The organism is Oxalobacteraceae bacterium OTU3CINTB1 (genome assembly GCA_024123955.1).
GTDB lineage: Bacteria > Pseudomonadota > Gammaproteobacteria > Burkholderiales > Burkholderiaceae_D > Rugamonas.
In genome coordinates, this window is record CP099652.1 from 3,292,394 (window position 1) to 3,308,701 (window position 16,308).

15 protein-coding genes are annotated in these 16,308 nt (G+C 66.2%); 11 read left to right on the plus strand and 4 right to left on the minus strand.

Features of this window, described 5'->3' with window-relative positions; genetic code table 11:
• Positions 1 to 30 precede the first annotated feature (30 nt).
• Positions 31 to 942: a LysR substrate-binding domain-containing protein gene (locus NHH73_14540; GenBank protein ID USX29431.1), complete on the plus strand. Its 912-nt coding sequence runs from the start codon at positions 31 to 33 to the stop codon at positions 940 to 942.
• A 7-nt stretch (positions 943 to 949) separates the two neighbouring features.
• Here the strand turns inward: NHH73_14540 and NHH73_14545 are convergent, their stop codons facing one another.
• Positions 950 to 1,846 (minus strand): LysR family transcriptional regulator, encoded by an 897-nt coding sequence (locus NHH73_14545; protein USX29432.1) that lies wholly within the window; start codon positions 1,844 to 1,846, stop codon positions 950 to 952.
• 117 nt (positions 1,847 to 1,963) lie between these two features.
• Here NHH73_14545 and NHH73_14550 point away from each other — a divergent pair, with 117 nt between their 5' ends.
• The 9 genes from NHH73_14550 to NHH73_14590 all read left to right on the plus strand — a co-directional run bounded on the left by NHH73_14550 (position 1,964) and on the right by NHH73_14590 (position 12,881).
• Positions 1,964 to 2,833 carry an NmrA/HSCARG family protein gene (locus NHH73_14550; GenBank protein ID USX29433.1) on the plus strand — a complete coding sequence of 290 codons (870 nt, stop codon included), beginning with the start codon at positions 1,964 to 1,966 and terminating at the stop codon, positions 2,831 to 2,833.
• A 262-nt stretch (positions 2,834 to 3,095) separates the two neighbouring features.
• Entirely contained in the window at positions 3,096 to 6,287 is a 3,192-nt protein-coding gene (locus tag NHH73_14555) for an efflux RND transporter permease subunit (protein ID USX29629.1), read from the plus strand.
• Entirely contained in the window at positions 6,277 to 7,440 is a 1,164-nt protein-coding gene (locus NHH73_14560) for an efflux RND transporter periplasmic adaptor subunit (protein ID USX29434.1), read from the plus strand. Before NHH73_14555 ends, NHH73_14560 begins: the two co-directional genes overlap by 11 nt.
• Positions 7,437 to 8,873, plus strand: coding sequence for an efflux transporter outer membrane subunit (locus tag NHH73_14565; protein ID USX29435.1), 1,437 nt, complete (start codon positions 7,437 to 7,439; stop codon positions 8,871 to 8,873). The genes NHH73_14560 and NHH73_14565 overlap by 4 nt, the downstream gene beginning before the upstream one ends.
• A 118-nt stretch (positions 8,874 to 8,991) precedes the next feature.
• On the plus strand, positions 8,992 to 11,046 hold the full coding sequence (locus NHH73_14570) for a TonB-dependent receptor (GenBank protein USX29436.1): 2,055 nt from the start codon (positions 8,992 to 8,994) through the stop codon (positions 11,044 to 11,046).
• A gap of 15 nt (positions 11,047 to 11,061) precedes the next feature.
• A complete protein-coding gene (locus NHH73_14575) occupies positions 11,062 to 11,259 on the plus strand; it encodes a DUF1289 domain-containing protein (GenBank protein USX29437.1) in 198 nt (65 codons plus the stop codon).
• A gap of 93 nt (positions 11,260 to 11,352) precedes the next feature.
• Positions 11,353 to 11,607, plus strand: coding sequence for a type II toxin-antitoxin system HicA family toxin (locus NHH73_14580; GenBank protein USX29438.1), 255 nt, complete (start codon positions 11,353 to 11,355; stop codon positions 11,605 to 11,607).
• Positions 11,604 to 11,945 (plus strand): type II toxin-antitoxin system HicB family antitoxin, encoded by a 342-nt coding sequence (locus NHH73_14585; GenBank protein ID USX29439.1) that lies wholly within the window; start codon positions 11,604 to 11,606, stop codon positions 11,943 to 11,945. Before NHH73_14580 ends, NHH73_14585 begins: the two co-directional genes overlap by 4 nt.
• A 30-nt stretch (positions 11,946 to 11,975) precedes the next feature.
• Positions 11,976 to 12,881: a LysR family transcriptional regulator gene (locus NHH73_14590; GenBank protein ID USX29440.1), complete on the plus strand. Its 906-nt coding sequence runs from the start codon at positions 11,976 to 11,978 to the stop codon at positions 12,879 to 12,881.
• A 37-nt stretch (positions 12,882 to 12,918) separates the two neighbouring features.
• Here the strand turns inward: NHH73_14590 and NHH73_14595 are convergent, their stop codons facing one another.
• From NHH73_14595 to NHH73_14605, 3 genes are read right to left on the minus strand one after another with little or no spacing between them, the layout of a single operon-like run.
• Positions 12,919 to 13,848: an alpha/beta hydrolase gene (locus NHH73_14595; protein ID USX29441.1), complete on the minus strand. Its 930-nt coding sequence runs from the start codon at positions 13,846 to 13,848 to the stop codon at positions 12,919 to 12,921.
• Complete coding sequence (locus NHH73_14600) at positions 13,836 to 14,171, minus strand: hypothetical protein (protein ID USX29442.1); 336 nt, start codon at positions 14,169 to 14,171, stop codon at positions 13,836 to 13,838. Before NHH73_14600 ends, NHH73_14595 begins: the two co-directional genes overlap by 13 nt.
• Positions 14,171 to 15,244, minus strand: a complete 1,074-nt coding sequence (locus NHH73_14605) for an aconitase family protein (GenBank protein USX29443.1) — start codon at positions 15,242 to 15,244, stop codon at positions 14,171 to 14,173. The genes NHH73_14600 and NHH73_14605 overlap by 1 nt, the downstream gene beginning before the upstream one ends.
• A 294-nt stretch (positions 15,245 to 15,538) precedes the next feature.
• Here NHH73_14605 and NHH73_14610 point away from each other — a divergent pair, with 294 nt between their 5' ends.
• Positions 15,539 to 16,219 (plus strand): type 1 glutamine amidotransferase domain-containing protein, encoded by a 681-nt coding sequence (locus tag NHH73_14610; protein ID USX29444.1) that lies wholly within the window; start codon positions 15,539 to 15,541, stop codon positions 16,217 to 16,219.
• The last annotated feature ends 89 nt before the right edge of the window (positions 16,220 to 16,308 follow it).

Sequence of the window (16,308 nt, forward strand, 5' to 3'; positions counted from 1 at the left end):
TTAAACGGTATCAACCAGAGGTTAATAATCATGGGCGTGCACGACCTTTTCGATGGCATCAGCGTGTTCCTCGCGGTGGCCGAACACAAGAGCTTCACCACTGCGGCACAGGTCTTGGGCGTCAGCACGGCGGCGGTCAGCAAAAGCGTGCGCCAGCTCGAGCAGCGCCACGCCGTCGTGTTGTTCCAGCGGACCACCCGGCGCGTCGGGTTGACCGAAACCGGGGCCGCGCTATATGAGCGCCTGCGTCCGGCGAGTCTCGACATCGCCGATGCGCTGACGAGTTTGCACGATCATCGCGAGCGGCCCAGCGGGACGCTGCGCATCACCGCCTCGCACGTGGTCAACGAGCGCGTCCTGGCCGGGCTGGTGCCGCGCTTCCGGCTTGCGTATCCCGACGTCACGCTCGACATCGACAGCAATGACGGATTCGTGGACCTGATCGCAGAGGGGTACGACGCCGGAATACGCCTGGACAGCGCGGTAGAAAAAGACATGCTGGCGGTGCGCATGACACCGCCGGTGACGTGGTCGGTCGTCGCCACGCCGGGCTATTTCGCGGGGCATGGGCGCCCGTCGACGCCAGCCGAGTTGACCGGTCACGAAGCCATCCGCTATCGTTTCGCCGCCTCCGGGCGCATGCACCACTGGGAGTTCCGAGAAGGCCGGCGCCACTTCACGGTCGATGTCACGGGCCGCGTGGTCGTCAACAGCCGTGCGATGCTCGTCGCCATGGCCCGTCAGGGAATGGGGCTGGCGTTTGTCTCCGACATGGAAGTTGGCGCCCATGTGGCGGCCGGGGAGCTGGAGGCCACTCTGCAAAGCTTCATTCCGCCCGATCAGGGCCTGTACCTGTATTTTCCGGCCCGGTCGCAGTCGCAGCCGAAAATGAAGGCGCTGCTCGACACGATCAACCAGTGGCGTGACGCCACGGCCATGTAGCGCGTCTTTAGCGCACCGATATGAAGGCGGCCAGCTCTTCCGGCGTGCCGGCAGGAAAAGCTTCCCTTAAATAGCCGAGGAAAGCGGACACGCGGGCACTCATCAATCGCCTTGAAGGGTAGAGCACCCACAGGGCGACATCCGGTCCATCGACATCGCCCCAGGCCACCAGAGAGCCTGAGGCCAGGTCACCGATCACCAATGACAATGGCAGGCGTGCGGCGCCGGCGCCCAGCCGAACGGCGTCGCGCACCATGAAGTGCGATGACAAGCGCAGGACCGTTTCCATGGCGACGGTGGATTTCCCCGTCGGCGCCGCCAGACTCCAGACTTCGCTCCTGTCGGCCGTGCCGCGCACCACGGCGGGGACGGTTGACTTGTCCTGCGGCCGATGCAGATCCGGGTGCGCCACCACCACCAGTCGATCTCGCAGGAAGATCCGGCCAACCAGACTTTCATCGGGGTCCGGGTTGACGCGGATCACCAGGTCGTAGCCTTCCTCGACCATGTCGACGGGACGGTCTTCCGTCGTCACCTCCAGCCGTACCCGGGGATATTTCATCGCGAAGCCGGCGGCCAGCTTGCCCATCGCTGCGTGTGAAAAAAGCAGCGGCGCGCTGATCCGCAACCTGCCTTGCGGCGTCTCGCCGCCCGATACGATCGCCGCCACCGTTTCATCGACCTCCGCCAGTAAAGCCCAGGTGCGCTCATGCAGCGCGCGACCCTCCTCAGTCAGTTTCAGCGAATTCGCGCCGCGTTCGAGCAGGCGCAGGCCGAGACCGGCCTCCAGTTCCGCGACCCGCCGCGACAGCGTGGCTTTCGGGCGGCCGGTGGCGCGGGCGGCCCGTCCAAATCCTCCATGGCGGACGACAAGGTTGAAATCGGTGAGTGCAAGCAAGTCCATGTGTTCCACCAGTGAGACGAGGTGTCCCATTATGGCATCTATCGGGCCATGTGCGGTACGACTACTATGGAACTGTCTTCCAAACAAAGCCTTTCAACCCAACCAAGGAGCAATACCATGACTATCCTCGTTACCGGCGCCACCGGCCGTGTCGGCCGCCAAGTTGTCCAGCAACTCGTTTCCCGTGGCGCCGACGTGCGCGTCCTCGTCCGCGATCCGTCGAAGGCCGTTTTCCCCTCCAGCGTGGAGATCGTCAAAGGCGACCTGCTCGACATCGACTCGCTGCGCAGCGCCTTCAAGGGCGTCGGCACGCTGTTCCTGCTCAACGCGGTGGCCGGCGACGAATTCACCCAGGCGCTGATCACCTTGAACATTGCCCGCGAATCGGGCGTCGAGCGGCTGGTCTACCTGTCGGTGCTGCACAGCGACCGCTTCGTCAACGTGCCGCACTTCGCGGTCAAGCTGGGCGCGGAGCGGATGATCGAACAGATGGGCTTTAGCGCCACCATCCTGCGGCCGTCGTATTTCATCGACAACGAGCACATGGTCAAGGACGTTATCTTCGAGCACGGCGTGTACCCGATGCCGGTCGGCGGCAAAGGCGTTGCCATGGTCGATGCCCGCGACATCGCCGAAGTCGCCGCGATCGAGTTGATCCGCCGCGACCGGGCGCCTGGCAAGCTGCCGATCGACACCATCAACCTGGTCGGGCCGGACACTCTTACCGGCGAGGGCGTGGCGGCGATCTGGTCGGAGGTGCTGGGCCGTCCCGTGGTCTACGGCGGCGACGACCCGACCGGCTTCGAGCAGAACCTGGCGACCTTCATGCCGAAATGGATGGCCTACGAAATGCGTCTGATGGCGGAGCGTTATGTCAGCGATGGCATGATTCCCGAGGCTGGCGACGTCGAGCGCCTGACCAAGCTGCTGGGCCGTCCGCTGCATTCCTACCGCAACTTCGCCCGGGAAATCGCGCCGGCAGCATGATCGCCGGCCGGGTTGCCGGGCCGCTGTGCTCCAGGGCGGTCCGGTTCTTCAGCGGCCAGTGCCAGCCCGATGCGCCCATCCGCACGGGTACCTTGATACATAGTAGAAACAATTCTTGGACCGTGAATAACAATAAAACGGCTAAAATTGATTCACTAATGTAGCATTGTCCGGCCTTCGTGGCCGGCCGGTCGTCCCTGGGGGTGTTGTGTTAATCGATATTGTCCGCGTGGCGCTTCGGCGTCCCTATACGTTTGTGGTCATGGCCTTGCTGCTGCTGATCGCCGGTCCGCTGGCGGCGCTGCGCACGCCGACCGACATTTTCCCCGATATCAAGATCCCGGTGATCGCGGTGGCGTGGCAGTACACCGGCCAGCCGCCCGACCAGATGGCCGGCCGCGTGTCGACCCTGTTCCAGCGCGCGCTGACGACCACCGTCAACGACATCGAGCACATCGAGGCCAACACCTACACCGGTGTGAGCATCGTCAAGATCTTTTTCCAGCCCGGCGTCAACGTGGCGGTGGCCAACGCCCAGGTGACGGCGATCTCGCAGGCGCTGCTCAAGCAGATGCCGGCCGGGATCACGCCGCCGCTGATCATCAACTACAACGCCGCCACCGTGCCGATCCTGCAGGTGGCGCTGTCGGGCAAGGGCCTGTCGGAACAGCAGCTGTCCGACCTGGGCACCAACACCGTGCGCACGCCGCTCGTCAGCGTGCCGGGCGCGGCCATTCCGCTGCCGTATGGCGGCAAGCAGCGGCAAGTGCAGATCGACGTCGACCCGGCGCTGCTGCAGGCGCGCGGGCTGTCGGCGCAGGACATCGCCAACGCGCTGGCGGCGCAAAACGTGCTGACCCCGGTCGGCACGCAGAAAATCGATACGCTCGAATACACGATCCAGCTCAACAGCGCGCCGTCGGCCATCGCCGACCTGGCGCGCCTGCCGGTCAAGGTGGTCAACGGCGCCACCATCTACCTGGGCGACATCGCCAACGTCCACGACGGCAATGCGCCGCAGACCAACGTGGTGCACGTCGACGGCAGCCGCTCGGTGCTGATGTCGGTGCTCAAGAACGGTTCGGCGTCGACCCTGGCCATCGTCGACGGCGTGCGCGCGAAAATCGATACGCTCAAGGCCGGCTGGCCGGACGCGCTGACGGCCACGCCGATCAACGACCAGTCGGTGTTCGTGCGCGCCGCCATCAAGGGTGTTGCCTCGGAAGGCGTGATCGCCGCCGCGCTGACGTCGCTGATGATCCTGCTGTTCCTCGGCAGCTGGCGCTCGACCATCATCATCGCCGTGTCGATTCCGCTGTCGATCCTCGGCTCCATCGTGGCGCTGTCGGCCATCGGCGAGTCGCTCAACCTGATGACCCTGGGCGGGCTGGCGCTGGCCGTCGGCATCCTGGTCGACGACGCCACCGTCACCATCGAAAACATCAACTGGCACCTGGAGCAGGGCAAGTCGGTGGAAAACGCCATCCTCGACGGCGCCGCGCAAATCGTCACGCCGGCCTTCGTTTCGCTGCTGTGCATCTGCATCGTGTTCGTGCCGATGTTCTTCCTCGACGGCGTGTCGCGCTTCCTGTTCGTGCCGATGGCCGAGGCGGTGATCTTCGCCATGGTCTGCTCGTTCATCCTGTCGCGCACCCTGGTGCCGACCATGGCCAACTACCTGCTCACGCCGCACGACACCGGCGAGGGCCATGCCCACGCCCACGGCGGCCACGGCGCGCCGCCGCCGTCGGGCAATCCGCTGGTGCGCTTCCAGCGCGGCTTCGAGGCGCGCTTCGAAAAGGTGCGCGCCGGCTATATGGACATCCTGCAGTCGGCCGTCGGCAACCGGCCGCCGTTCGTCATCGGCTTCCTGCTGGTGGTGGCCGCGTCGTTCGTGCTGGTGCCTTTCCTGGGCAGTAACTTCTTCCCGTCGGTCGATTCCGGCCAGGTGCTGATCCACGCGCGCGTGCCGGTCGGCACCCGCATCGAGGAAACCGCCGCGCGCTTCGCCCGCATCGACCAGGCGATTCGCCGCGTGATTCCGGCCAGCGAGATCGTCACCATGACCGACAACATCGGCATGCCGGCCAGCTCGATCAACATGGTCTACAACAACACCGGCATGATGGGCGCGCAGGACGGCGACTTCCAGATCGCGCTGGGCGAAGGGCACGCACCCACCGCCGGATACGTGCGCACGCTGCGCAAGGTACTGCCGGAGGAATTCCCTGACACCACGTTCTCGTTCCCGCCGGCCGATATCGTCGGCCAGATCCTGAATTTCGGTTCGCCGGCGCCGATCGATGTGCAGATACGCGGCGGTAAGATCGCCGACAACTACGTCTACGCCGAGAAGCTGCTGAAGCGCATCCGCGCCATTCCCGGCGTGGCCGACGCCCGCATCCAGCAATCGAACAAGGCGCCGGTGTTCAATGTCGAGGTCGACCGGGGGCAGGCGCAGCAGCTGGGCCTGACCACGCGCGACGTCACCAACAGCATGGTGGTCAACCTGGCCGGCTCGTCGCAGGTGGCGCCGACCTTCTGGCTCAATCCGGCCAACGGCGTCAGCTACCCGATCGTCATGCAGACGCCGCAACCGCAGCTCGATTCGCTGTCGGCGCTGGCCAACCTGCCGGTCGGCAACGGCGCCACCACCGGCGGCGCCACCCTGGGCGGCGTGGCCCGCTTCGAGCGTGGCACGGCGTCGGCGCTGGTGAGCCAGTACGACATCGCGCCGATGGTGCAGATCTACGCCACCACGCAGGACCGCGACCTCGGCGCCGTCGCCAAGGACATCAACCAGCTGCTGGCCGAGACCAAGGCCGAGCTGCCGAAAGGCGCGTCGGCGCAGATGCTGGGCCAGGTCAAGACCATGGACCGGGCCTTCTCCGGCTTGCTGTTCGGTCTGCTCGGCGCGGTGGTGCTGATTTACTTCCTGATCGTCGTCAACTTCCAGTCGTGGCTCGACCCGGCGGTGATCGTCTCGGCATTGCCGGCGGCGCTGGCCGGCATCGTCTGGATGCTGTTCGCCACCAACACCACGCTGTCGGTGCCGGCGCTGACCGGCGCCATCATGTGCATGGGCGTGGCCACCGCCAACTCGGTGTTGGTGATCTCTTTCGCGCGCGAACGCCTCGACGAACTGGGCGACGCCACCGCCGCCGCCCTGGAGGCGGGCTCGGTGCGCTTCCGTCCGGTGCTGATGACCGCGCTGTCGATGATCATCGGCATGCTGCCGATGGCGCTTGGGCTGGGCGACGGCGGCGAGCAGAACGCGCCGCTGGGGCGTGCCGTCATCGGCGGCCTGATCTTCGCCACCACCGCCACCTTGCTGTTCGTGCCGGTCGTGTTCAGCATCGTGCACAAAAAACACGCGCCCGGGACCAAGGCCTCGCCGACCCCGCCGCCGCACCATGACCAACCTGTTTCCGGAGCACCCGTCCATGCCAACTAAAACCACCCGTATGGGGCACAAGCCAATGTTCTTCGGGCTGATCGTGCTGGCCGCCGCGCTGGTCGCGGCCGGCGTCATCAGCCGCCGTTCGGAAGCGCAACAAGTCAAGGAAGCCAGCGCGCCGCTGGTGCCGGCCGTCAGCATCCTGCCGGCAGGGCAAATGGCCGGCGCCTCGATCGACCTGTCGGCCCGCATCGAGCCGTGGGCGAGGGCGCCGATCTATGCGCGCGTCAGCGGCTATCTGAAAAACTGGAAGGTCGACATCGGCGCGCCGGTCAAGGCCGGCCAGACGCTGGCCGACATCGAAACCCCGGACCTCGACCAGCAGCTGCTGCAGGCGAAGGCCGAACTGGCCAGCGCGCGCAGCAACCTGACCCTGGCCACCAGCACCGCCAAGCGCTGGCAGGGATTGCTGGAGGCGGACGCCGTCTCGCGCCAGGAATCCGATGAAAAGGCCGGCGACCTGGCGGCCAAGCGCTCGGCCGTCAACGCCATGCAGGCCAACGTCGACCGCGTGCAGGCGCTGCAGCGCTATACCCGCCTGGTGGCGCCGTTCGACGGCGTGGTCACCGCGCGCAACACCGACGTCGGCGCGCTGATCAACGTCGGCGGCACGCCCGGCAGCGAGCTGTTCGTGGTATCCGACATCAGCCGCCTGCGCGTGTACGTCAACGTGCCGCAGCGCCAGGTGGCCGCCATCAAGGTCGGTGACCAGGCCGAGCTGACGGTGCCCGAGCGCGCCGGCAAGGTCTACACGGCAACCGTGCAGTCGCTGTCGCAGGCCATCAACGCCAACTCCGGCGCCATGCTGGTGCAGTTGGCGGTGCGCAACGATAGCCGTGAACTGCTGCCGGGCGGCTATGCGTCGATCCATTTCGACGCGCCGCTGTCGAGCGGCGCGCTGAGCATTCCACCGAGCGCGCTGATCTTCAACAAGGGCGGCACCCAGGTGGCCGTGCTGGGCAAGGACAATCGCGTGGTGGTCAAACGGATCACCGTCGGCCGCGACCTCGGCAACGCGGTCGAAGTCGCAGCCGGCCTCGACAAGGGGGAGCAGGTGATCGCCAACCCGCCCGACGGCGTCGCCACCGGCGACGTGGTGCGCGTGGCGGCCACCGCCGGTCCTACCAACAACGCCAAGGCCAAGCCGTGAAGATCCTCTACGCCACCACCCTGACGCTAGCACTAGCGGCGTGCGCCGAGGCGCCGTTGCAGGCGCCGCCGGCGGTGCCGATGGCAGCCACCTTCCGCGACGTGCCGCCCGGCTGGTCCGCCGCCGGTGACCCGGCGCCTGCCTTGCCGGCCGACTGGTGGACCATGTACGCCGATCCTCAGCTGGACCAGCTCGAACGGCAACTGATCGCCAACAGCCCGGACCTGGCCAGCGCGCTGGCGCGCTACCGCCAGGCGCAGGCCGCCACCGGCGTGTTGCGCGCGGCGCAATCGCCTACCTTGGGCGCGTCGCTCAATGGCCAGCGCTTGCGCCAGTCCGATATGAAACCGCTGCGCGGCGCCACCTCGCCCAGCCAGTACGACAGCGGCACGCTGGAACTCGACCTCGGCTACGAAGTTGACCTGTGGGGCCGCATTGGCAAGCAGGTCAGCGCCGGCGTGGCGCAGGAGCGCGCCGCAGACGCCGACCTGGCCGCCGCGCGCCTGTCGCTGCAGGTGCAACTGGCCGACACGCTGCTGGCCCTGCGTGGCGCCGACGCCGACCTCAAGCTGCTGCGCGAGACCGAAGTGGCCTACCAGCGCCAGGCCGATCTCATCACGCGGCGCCACGACGGCGGCAGCGCCTCCGGCCTGGATCTGGCGCGCGCCGAGACCCAGCTCGAATCGGCCCGTTCATTGCTGCGCCAGCGCCAGGCGCAGCGCAATGTACAGGAGCACGCGATCGCCGCGCTGGTCGGCGCCAACGCCGCCGACTTCGCGGTGGCGCCGGCCGGCGACGGCTTCGCCACCCCGGCGCTACCGCTGGGCCTGCCTTCGCAGTTGCTGCAACGCCGGCCGGACATCGCCGCCGCCGCAGCGCGCGTGGCCGCCGCCAGCGACCAGGTGGGCGTGGCGCGCGCGGCGCTGTTCCCGTCGCTGACCCTGAACGCGGCGGGCGGCTTCCAGTCCAGCGATTTCGGCCGCTTCGCGCAGGCCTCGAACCTGTTCTGGGCGGTCGGTCCCACCTTGGCGGTCAGCCTGCTCGACGGCGGCAAACGCAAGGCGCAGATCGGCAACGCCGAGGCGGTGCTCGACGAAGCGGGGCAGCGCTACCGCTCGGTGGTGCTGACCGCGTTCCAGCAGGTGCAAGACCAGCTGTCATTGCTGACCAACTACGACGAGGCGGCCAAGTCCGACCACTTGGCGGCGGCCGCCGCCAAACGCGCGCTGGACCTGGCCAAGAAACGCTACGACCAGGGCGCGGCCAGCTACCTCGATGTGGTGACGGCGCAAACCGCCTATCTGCAGTCGGCCCGCAGCGAACTGGATTTGACGACACGCTACCGCCAGGCCGGCGTGCAGCTCGTCAAAGCGATCGGCGGCGGCTGGTCGGCGGGCCAAGTGCTGGACAGGAAGTCGCGCGGCGGATCATAAGCCGGCGGGATCATCAACAGGGGGAAGTCGCGCTTATTGCAAAAGACTTGCAATAGTGCAGCGTGCGTGTATACTTCCACGCGGCGCCGCCTTTGTGATTTCTCCACTGAAGATTCTTATGAAACGAAAACTCCTGCCGCTGGCCATCGCCTCGGCCATGCCCTTTATGAGCGCCAGCGCCCAGTCCGACGACACCGCCATCACGATCGGCCAAGTCCACATCAGCGGGCAGCGGCTCGCCGGGCCGCTGCTGAGCAATCGGGTGCTGACGTCGGTCGACATCCTCGGCGCCGACAAGGTCGAGGACAAGAACGTGGGCAACAGCTGGGAGCTGGTCGGCCAGCTGCCGGGCGTCCAGCTCACCGAAACCCGCATGGGCGCCGAGTCCGGCAAGGCCACGTTCCGGGCCTTCAACGGCGAGGGCTACATCAACGGCATCAAGGTGTTGATCGACGGCGTGCCGAGCAACGTCAACAGCGGCAACCAGCGCTTCATCGACATGATCTTCCCGCTCGAGGTCGACTATATCGAAGTGGTGCGCGGCACCAACGACCCGCGTTACGGCCTGCACAATATTGGCGGCAACATCAACTTCGCCACCCGCCAGGGCGGCAATTACGTCGATAGCCGGTTCACCTACGGCAGCTTCGACACCCGCGAGGCGCAGGTGGCGATCGGCCGCGAGAGCGACGGCTTCGCCCAAAACTATATGCTGGCCAGGCAGGATTCGGGCGGCTACCGCGATCATAGCGATAGCGACAAGTACTCGCTCGGCGCCAAGTGGTTCCTGACGTCGCCCGGCAAGGAGGTCAAGGCCGGACTGATCGTGCGTGCCTACAAGCACGACGCCGAAGAGCCGGGGTTCCTGACCGCTAAACAAATGGCCGAGGACCGCCGCCAGTCCCCTGCCAAGAACGCCAACGACACCACCGAGCGCGAGATGCGCCATGCCAGCGCACACCTCGACTGGCAGATGACGCCGGATGCTTTCCTGAGCAGCAAGCTTTACTACAACAGCTATGCGGACGATCGCCGCGTGACCTTCACCAGCAATCCCGCCGGCACCGCGCCCCGGCAGCGCCGCCTGTGGGACGAGGACCAGTACGGTTTCCTGAGCACGCTGACCTGGCGCGCCGACGACAAGCTCGTCATCGACGGCGGCGTCAACGCGGAACACCAGGACAACCGCTACCGCCGCCAGCGCTACAGCTTCGCCGTGCCCACCAACTTCGGCACGCCGGCCCAGATCCAGAACAACGACATCTATACGCTCGATAACTTTGGCGCCTACGTCCAGGCGATTATCAAGCCGTTCGAGTCGCTCAAGATCGTGCCCGGCTTCCGCACCGACAAATTCTCCGGCAGCTCGAAAGTCAGGACGGTGGGCGTCAAGTCCGACCTGCAGGACTATGGCTGGATCGAACAACCGAAGTTGAGCATGGTGTACAACCCGGCCGCCAATGTCAGCCTGTACGGCAATTGGGGACGCACGTTCCAGGTCCTGACCGGCTCGGGCGCCCCGGCCTATCTGGTCGCCAACCAGGCCACCTTCGCGCCGTCGATCAACACCGGCAAGGAAGTCGGCATCAAGTTCAAGCCGCTGCAAGGGTCGGAAATGCGCCTGGCCGTCTGGCGCCAGGACGCCACCGGCGAAGTCGCCAACATGCCGGCCACCGGCACCACGGTCGGCCTGGGAGAAACCCGCAGGCAGGGCGTCGACATCCAGCTATCCACGCGCGCGACCGACAAGCTCGATTTCTGGCTTTCGCACTCGCTGCAAAAGGCCGAAGTGACCAGCGCGTTCACGGCCGATGGCGTATCGCTGGCCGGCAAGGAAGTGTTTTCCACGCCGCGCCATATCAGCAACGCCGGCGCCGAGTATCGCCCCTCGGACAAATGGCGTGTGGGTCTGCAGGGCAGGGCGCAGGGCGACTACTTCATCGACAGCCCGAACACGCGCGGCAAGTTCGGCGGCTTCGTCCTGTTCGACGCCAGTGTGCGCTACGCGGTGTCCAAGCGCGTGAGCATCGATGTCCAGGTCAAAAACCTGGCCGATCGCCAGTATGCGTATGCGTGGTACGACAATTTCTTTTGGCCGGCCGCCGACGCGCAACCGATGTTTTCTCCGGGACCCGGGCGCGCCGCGTATATTTCGCTCAACCTGAAGATGTAAGGCTCAAGGTTATAGATGGCACTTAAGTCTCCCTGCACCGGCGTGTGCGAATTCGACGGTCGAACCGGGTACTGCTCGGAGTGCCTGCGCACGCTCGAGGAGGCGCGCGACTGGAAGAAAATGACGGATCACAAGCGTCACCAGATCGTCAACGACAAGGCGCGGCGCGTGAAAAAACTGGCGAAGGTGGCCGGCGCGGCCAAGGACGAGTGACGTCGCGTCGAAGACCCTTGTATTTTTGATGGAATCCGTGTTTTTGCAGTTCCCGGAGCTCGGATTGATACCATTTTCTGCTACCATCTTGCTATGAGACGCAAGCACCAACGCACTTTGGAGTTGGTTTTCGCACGGCCAACATCGGCGAATGTCCGTTGGGCCGATGTCGAAGCTTTGTTCGTCGAATTGGGTGCCAGTGTTGAAGAGCGCGAAGGTTCGCGCGTTCTGGTGCGCTTATTCGACGAGCGGCGCGTTTTTCACCGGCCACATCCAGAACCCGTGACGGACAAGGGAGCACTTGTATCCATCCGAAAATGGTTCGAAGAGAACGGAGTTAAGCCATGAGTATGCAGAATACGATGACCATCGGCGGCTACCAAGCTGTGATTGCTTTCGATCCTGAAATTCAAATGTTCCGCGGCGAATTTCTTGGGCTCAACGGAGGAGCGGACTTTTACGCTAAGGATGTCGAGGGACTGCAAAGGGAGGGTATGATTTCCCTAAATGTTTTTCTCGAGGCTTGCGCTGCGGACGGCGTCGAACCGCGCAAACAATTTTCCGGCAAGTTCTCCCTGCGCGTCGATCCTTCGCTGCACGAGGCCGCGGCGCTCGCAGCCGCCGCCCACGGCAAGAGCCTGAATCAATGGGTCGAGGACGTGCTGCGTCGGGCCGCGTTGGCCTGAACTGCGCGGATCACAAGGAACTTGTTCGGAATGGATGCCACCTGGCTGGAAGATTTTATCGCCGTCGTGCGCGAAGGCGGATTTTCCCGCGCCGCCGAGCGGCGCGCCATCAGCCAGCCGGCCTTCAGCCGGCGCATCGGCTGCCTGGAGGAGTGGGTCGGCACGCCGCTGTTCGAGCGCGCCGGCCGCGCGGTGCGGCTGACCGCCGCCGGCGAGCGCTTTACACCCTTCGCCGAGGAAATCCTGCGCCAGCTGGACACCGGCCGGCGCGACGCGCTCGGCGCCGCCCAGGCGTGCGTCGAGACGCTGCGCTTCGCCTCGACGCAGGCGTTGTCGATGACCTTCTTTCCGCCATGGTTGCGCGCGCTCGAGGACAGGGAGCCGCTGGCGTCGCCGATCCAGCTGACCGCCGACACCATGCAGGGCTGCGAGCGCCTGATGATCGACGGCGCGGCGCAATTCCTGCTGTGCCACGCGCATCCGGCGGCGCCGGGCAAGCTGTCGCCGGATCGCTTCCGCTCGGTGGTGCTGGGCGGGGACGCGCTGGTGCCGGTGGCCGCGCCGTCGCTGGCCGGCGCCGGCGCGTTGCGCGACGGGCCGCACCTGGCGTACACGCCGTCGTCGGGCATGGGCCGCATCCTGCGCGCGGCGTGGGACGAGGGGCGCCGCGCGCCGCTGGGCGAGCCGGTGTTTTCGTCGCACCTGGCGACCGTGCTGGTGATGATGGCGCGCGAGGGACGCGGCGTGTCGTGGTCGCCGCTGAGCCTGGTGGCCGACGACCTCGCGAGCGGCCGGCTGGTCAGGCTGGGCGGTGCCGCCGACGAGGTGCGCATCGAAATCCACTTGTTCCGGCCGCGCGCGCGGCAGGTGCGCGCCGCCGAGCGCTTCTGGGAGCAGGTCGTCGCGCACGGTTGCTGGGCGCCGCCGGCGCCGTGATCGCCACCGCCCCAGTGCGCAGCGCACTGGGGCGCTTTTAGTCCGGGTCCGCCAGGAACCGCTCCAGCTCCTCCAGCACTTCCAGCGGCCGCTCCTCCTGCAGCGTGTGGCCGCAGTCGAGCGCGCGCCCGCGCACGTCGAGCGCTTTCTCGCGCCACGTCGCCAGCACGTCGTACAGGGCGCCGACGGTGCCTTTGCCCCCCCACAGGGCCAGCACCGGCACGGCCAGCCTTGCGTCGGCGTCGGCGGCGTCATGCTCCAGGTCAATGTCGGCCGCCGCCCGGTAGTCCTCGCAGATCGCGTGGCGGGTGCGCGGATCGCGGTAGCAGCGCAGGTATTCGGCGAAAGCCGCCGGCTCGGTGGCGCCGGCCGTCTTGTTCTGGCCGTCGATGTGCGTGCGCAGGAAGAACTCCGGATCGGCGTCGATCAGCCGTTCCGGCAGCGGATACGGCTGGATCAGGAAGAACCACCAGAAATAGCGGGTGGCGAAGGCCTTGTCGGTGCGCGCGTACATGGTGGCGGTGGGAGCGATGTCGAACAGCGCCAAGCGGGTGACGGCCTGTGGGAAGTCCAGCGCCAGCCGGTGGCCGACCCTGCCGCCCCGGTCGTGGCCGGCGAGCGCGAACCGTTCCAGGCCGAGCGCCGTCATCAGCGCGACCAGGTCGGCCGCCATGGCCCGCTTGGAATAGTTGACATGGCGCTCGCCGCCATCGGGCTTGCCGCTGTCGCCGTAGCCGCGCAGGTCCGGCGCGACCACCGTGTGGCGCCGCGCCAGCGCCGGCGCCACCTTGCGCCACGTGACATGGGTTTGCGGATGGCCGTGCACCAGCAGCAGCGCCGGGCCGGCACCGGCGATGGCGAAGCGGATCGTCACGCCCGACGGGGCGGCGAAGTCGTAGAGCGCGTGGCCGTCGAGGAACGGCGACGGGCCGCGTGGCGTGAAGGGCGCCGACGTCAAAGAAACCATGGATGTGCCTTGAAATGTCTGTTTTGGAACGCGACGATCTCGTCGCGCAGGGTCAACGTTTGGCCGACGGCGTCCAGCCCGCGCATCAGCGCCTCCCTGCGCACGGCGTCGATCTCGAAGCCGATTTTAACGTTGCCCGCGCTGATGGTCTGCCGTTCGAGGTCGACCGTCAACAGATTTGTCGCGGCGTCTTCGGCCAGGGCCGTCAGCATGGCGACGACGTCGGCCGGCAGGGAGAGCGCCAGCAGCCCGTTGCGCGCGCAATTGTCGAAGAAGATGCCGGCGAAGGTGGTGCCGATGACGGCGCGCACGCCGTATTGCATCAAGCCCCAGACTGCGTGCTCGCGTCTCGAGCCGCAGCCGAGCGATGGATCGTGATCGACGCCATCGCCTGGCCCGCCTGCAGCCCCATGTAGTCGAGCGCGCGCTGCATGTCGCGCCGGCGTGCCGGGTCCGCAGCCTCGGCGGGGTCGGGCACGCGTTCGTCGATGCGCACCGCCTGGTCCGGGCTGGTGCCCCAGGTGACCATCGGCGCGATGTCGGCGGCCGGCAGGACGACCTCGGCGTCGAATTTGGCCCCGGGGTCGCTGTGCAGGCCTTTCCAGGAGTCCTGGGCGGCGTCCCACAGTGCGCCTTGCGGCGCGCGCGGGCGCCCGCGCAGATATTCGACGACCTTCTCGTCGGGCGCGATCAGCGCGCCGCGCGCGCCGCACTCGACGGCCATGTTACAGATGGTCATGCGCGCCTCGACGCTGAGCGCACGGATCGCCGTGCCCTCGAACTCGATGGCGTAGCCGGTGGCGCCCGAGGCGCCGATGCGCTCGACCAGCGCCATGATCACGTCCTTGGAGCGCACGCCCGGCCCCAGGCGGCCGTCCACCGTCACGCGCATGGTCTTGAGGCGTTTGTAGGCCAGCGTTTGGGTGGCCAGATAATGCTCGATGTCGGAGGTGCCGATGCCGAAGCCGAGCACACCGAGGGCGCCGTAGGTGGTGGTGTGGCTGTCGCCGGCGGCGATCACCATGCCCGGCAGCACCGCGCCGATCTCCGGCATGACGACATGTTCGATGCCCTGCAGCGGATGCAGCACGTCGAACAGCTCGATGCCGAAGTCGCGGCAGTTTTCCGCGAAATACGCGGCCTGGCGCGCCGCGCCGGCGTCGGGCATCAAGGCGGTGCGCCGCGCCGCCGTCGGGTTGACGTGGTCGACCGTTCCCAGCGCCGCCTCTGGGCGGAAGACCGCGCGGCCGGCCTGCCGCAGTCCGGTGAACGCCTGCGGCGAGGTGTATTCGTTGAGCACGGTCCTGTCGACGTACAGCAGCACCTGGCTGCCGTCGGCGTCGAGCGGTCGCACCGTGTGGCTGTCGACCAGCTTGTCGTAGAGCGTTCTTACCATGATGGTTATCTTGGCCTTGTTGTTGGTGGTAGGGATGAGCAGCAATTCTAACGACGCCGCCCGCCGTCATCCCATGCAAAGATCGAATCCAACCATCCGATTATTGCAACGTTTAATTTTTTTAAAATAGTTGTAGACGACCGGTCTAATCAATGATAAAGTTCTTCACATGGACGGACCAAACGGCAAACAGAAACGCCCCCAGGTCTGTTTTTTTTAAAACTGCCCCTAGACGACTGGTCTATTAGCTCAAATGAGATGTAACGTAAATTAACTTAACTCTGGAGAACTAACATGAAAAAAGTACTGATGGTTTTGACGTCGCACGACACCCTGGGCAACACCGGCCGTAAAACCGGCTTCTGGCTCGAGGAACTGGCCGCGCCGTATTACACCTTCAAGGACGCTGGCGTTGAAGTCGTGCTGGCATCGCCACTGGGCGGCCAGCCGCCGCTGGACCCGAAGAGCAACGAGCCATCGTTCCAGACCGAGCAGACGCGCCGCTTCGAAGCCGACGCCGCCGCGACCGCCCAACTGGCGGCCACCGTGCGCCTCGACAGCGTCAACCAGGCCGACTTCGATACCGTCTTCTATCCGGGCGGCCACGGCCCGCTGTGGGATCTGGCGGAAGACCGCAACTCGATCGCCTTGATCGAATCGTTCCTGGCCGCCAACAAGCCCGTCGCGCTGGTCTGCCATGCGCCCGGCGTACTGCGTCATGTTCAAACGCCGGCTGGCCGTCCGCTGGTCGAGGGCAAAAAGGTCACCGGCTTCACCAACACCGAGGAAGACGGCGTCGGACTGACCAATGTGGTGCCGTTCCTGGTCGAGGATGAACTGGTCGCCAAGGGCGGCGTCTACTCCAAAGGCCCGGACTGGGGTTCGTACGTGGTCCGCGACGGCCTGCTGATCACCGGCCAGAACCCGGCCTCGTCGGCGGAAGCGGCAGCCCTGTTGCTCACGCAAATCGCTTAAGCGGCATTGCGGCGCGACGGCCACTCGGCCGCGCGTCGCCAGTGCGGCGGTCGCCATAACACCTTGAACGCTATGACCTTCCTTTTATT

What these genes read in the sequence shown, in the direction of transcription:
- NHH73_14540 (USX29431.1), top strand. Translation starts at nt 31, where the DNA reads ATGGGCGTGCACGACCTTTTCGATGGCATCAGCGTGTTCCTCGCGGTG.
- NHH73_14545 (USX29432.1), bottom strand. Translation starts at nt 1,846, where the DNA reads ATGGACTTGCTTGCACTCACCGATTTCAACCTTGTCGTCCGCCATGGA.
- NHH73_14550 (USX29433.1), top strand. Translation starts at nt 1,964, where the DNA reads ATGACTATCCTCGTTACCGGCGCCACCGGCCGTGTCGGCCGCCAAGTT.
- NHH73_14555 (USX29629.1), top strand. Translation starts at nt 3,096, where the DNA reads ATGGCCTTGCTGCTGCTGATCGCCGGTCCGCTGGCGGCGCTGCGCACG.
- NHH73_14560 (USX29434.1), top strand. Translation starts at nt 6,277, where the DNA reads ATGCCAACTAAAACCACCCGTATGGGGCACAAGCCAATGTTCTTCGGG.
- NHH73_14570 (USX29436.1), top strand. Translation starts at nt 8,992, where the DNA reads ATGAAACGAAAACTCCTGCCGCTGGCCATCGCCTCGGCCATGCCCTTT.
- NHH73_14575 (USX29437.1), top strand. Translation starts at nt 11,062, where the DNA reads ATGGCACTTAAGTCTCCCTGCACCGGCGTGTGCGAATTCGACGGTCGA.
- NHH73_14580 (USX29438.1), top strand. Translation starts at nt 11,353, where the DNA reads ATGAGACGCAAGCACCAACGCACTTTGGAGTTGGTTTTCGCACGGCCA.
- NHH73_14585 (USX29439.1), top strand. Translation starts at nt 11,604, where the DNA reads ATGAGTATGCAGAATACGATGACCATCGGCGGCTACCAAGCTGTGATT.
- NHH73_14590 (USX29440.1), top strand. Translation starts at nt 11,976, where the DNA reads ATGGATGCCACCTGGCTGGAAGATTTTATCGCCGTCGTGCGCGAAGGC.
- NHH73_14595 (USX29441.1), bottom strand. Translation starts at nt 13,848, where the DNA reads ATGGTTTCTTTGACGTCGGCGCCCTTCACGCCACGCGGCCCGTCGCCG.
- NHH73_14600 (USX29442.1), bottom strand. Translation starts at nt 14,171, where the DNA reads ATGCAATACGGCGTGCGCGCCGTCATCGGCACCACCTTCGCCGGCATC.
- NHH73_14605 (USX29443.1), bottom strand. Translation starts at nt 15,244, where the DNA reads ATGGTAAGAACGCTCTACGACAAGCTGGTCGACAGCCACACGGTGCGA.
- NHH73_14610 (USX29444.1), top strand. Translation starts at nt 15,539, where the DNA reads ATGAAAAAAGTACTGATGGTTTTGACGTCGCACGACACCCTGGGCAAC.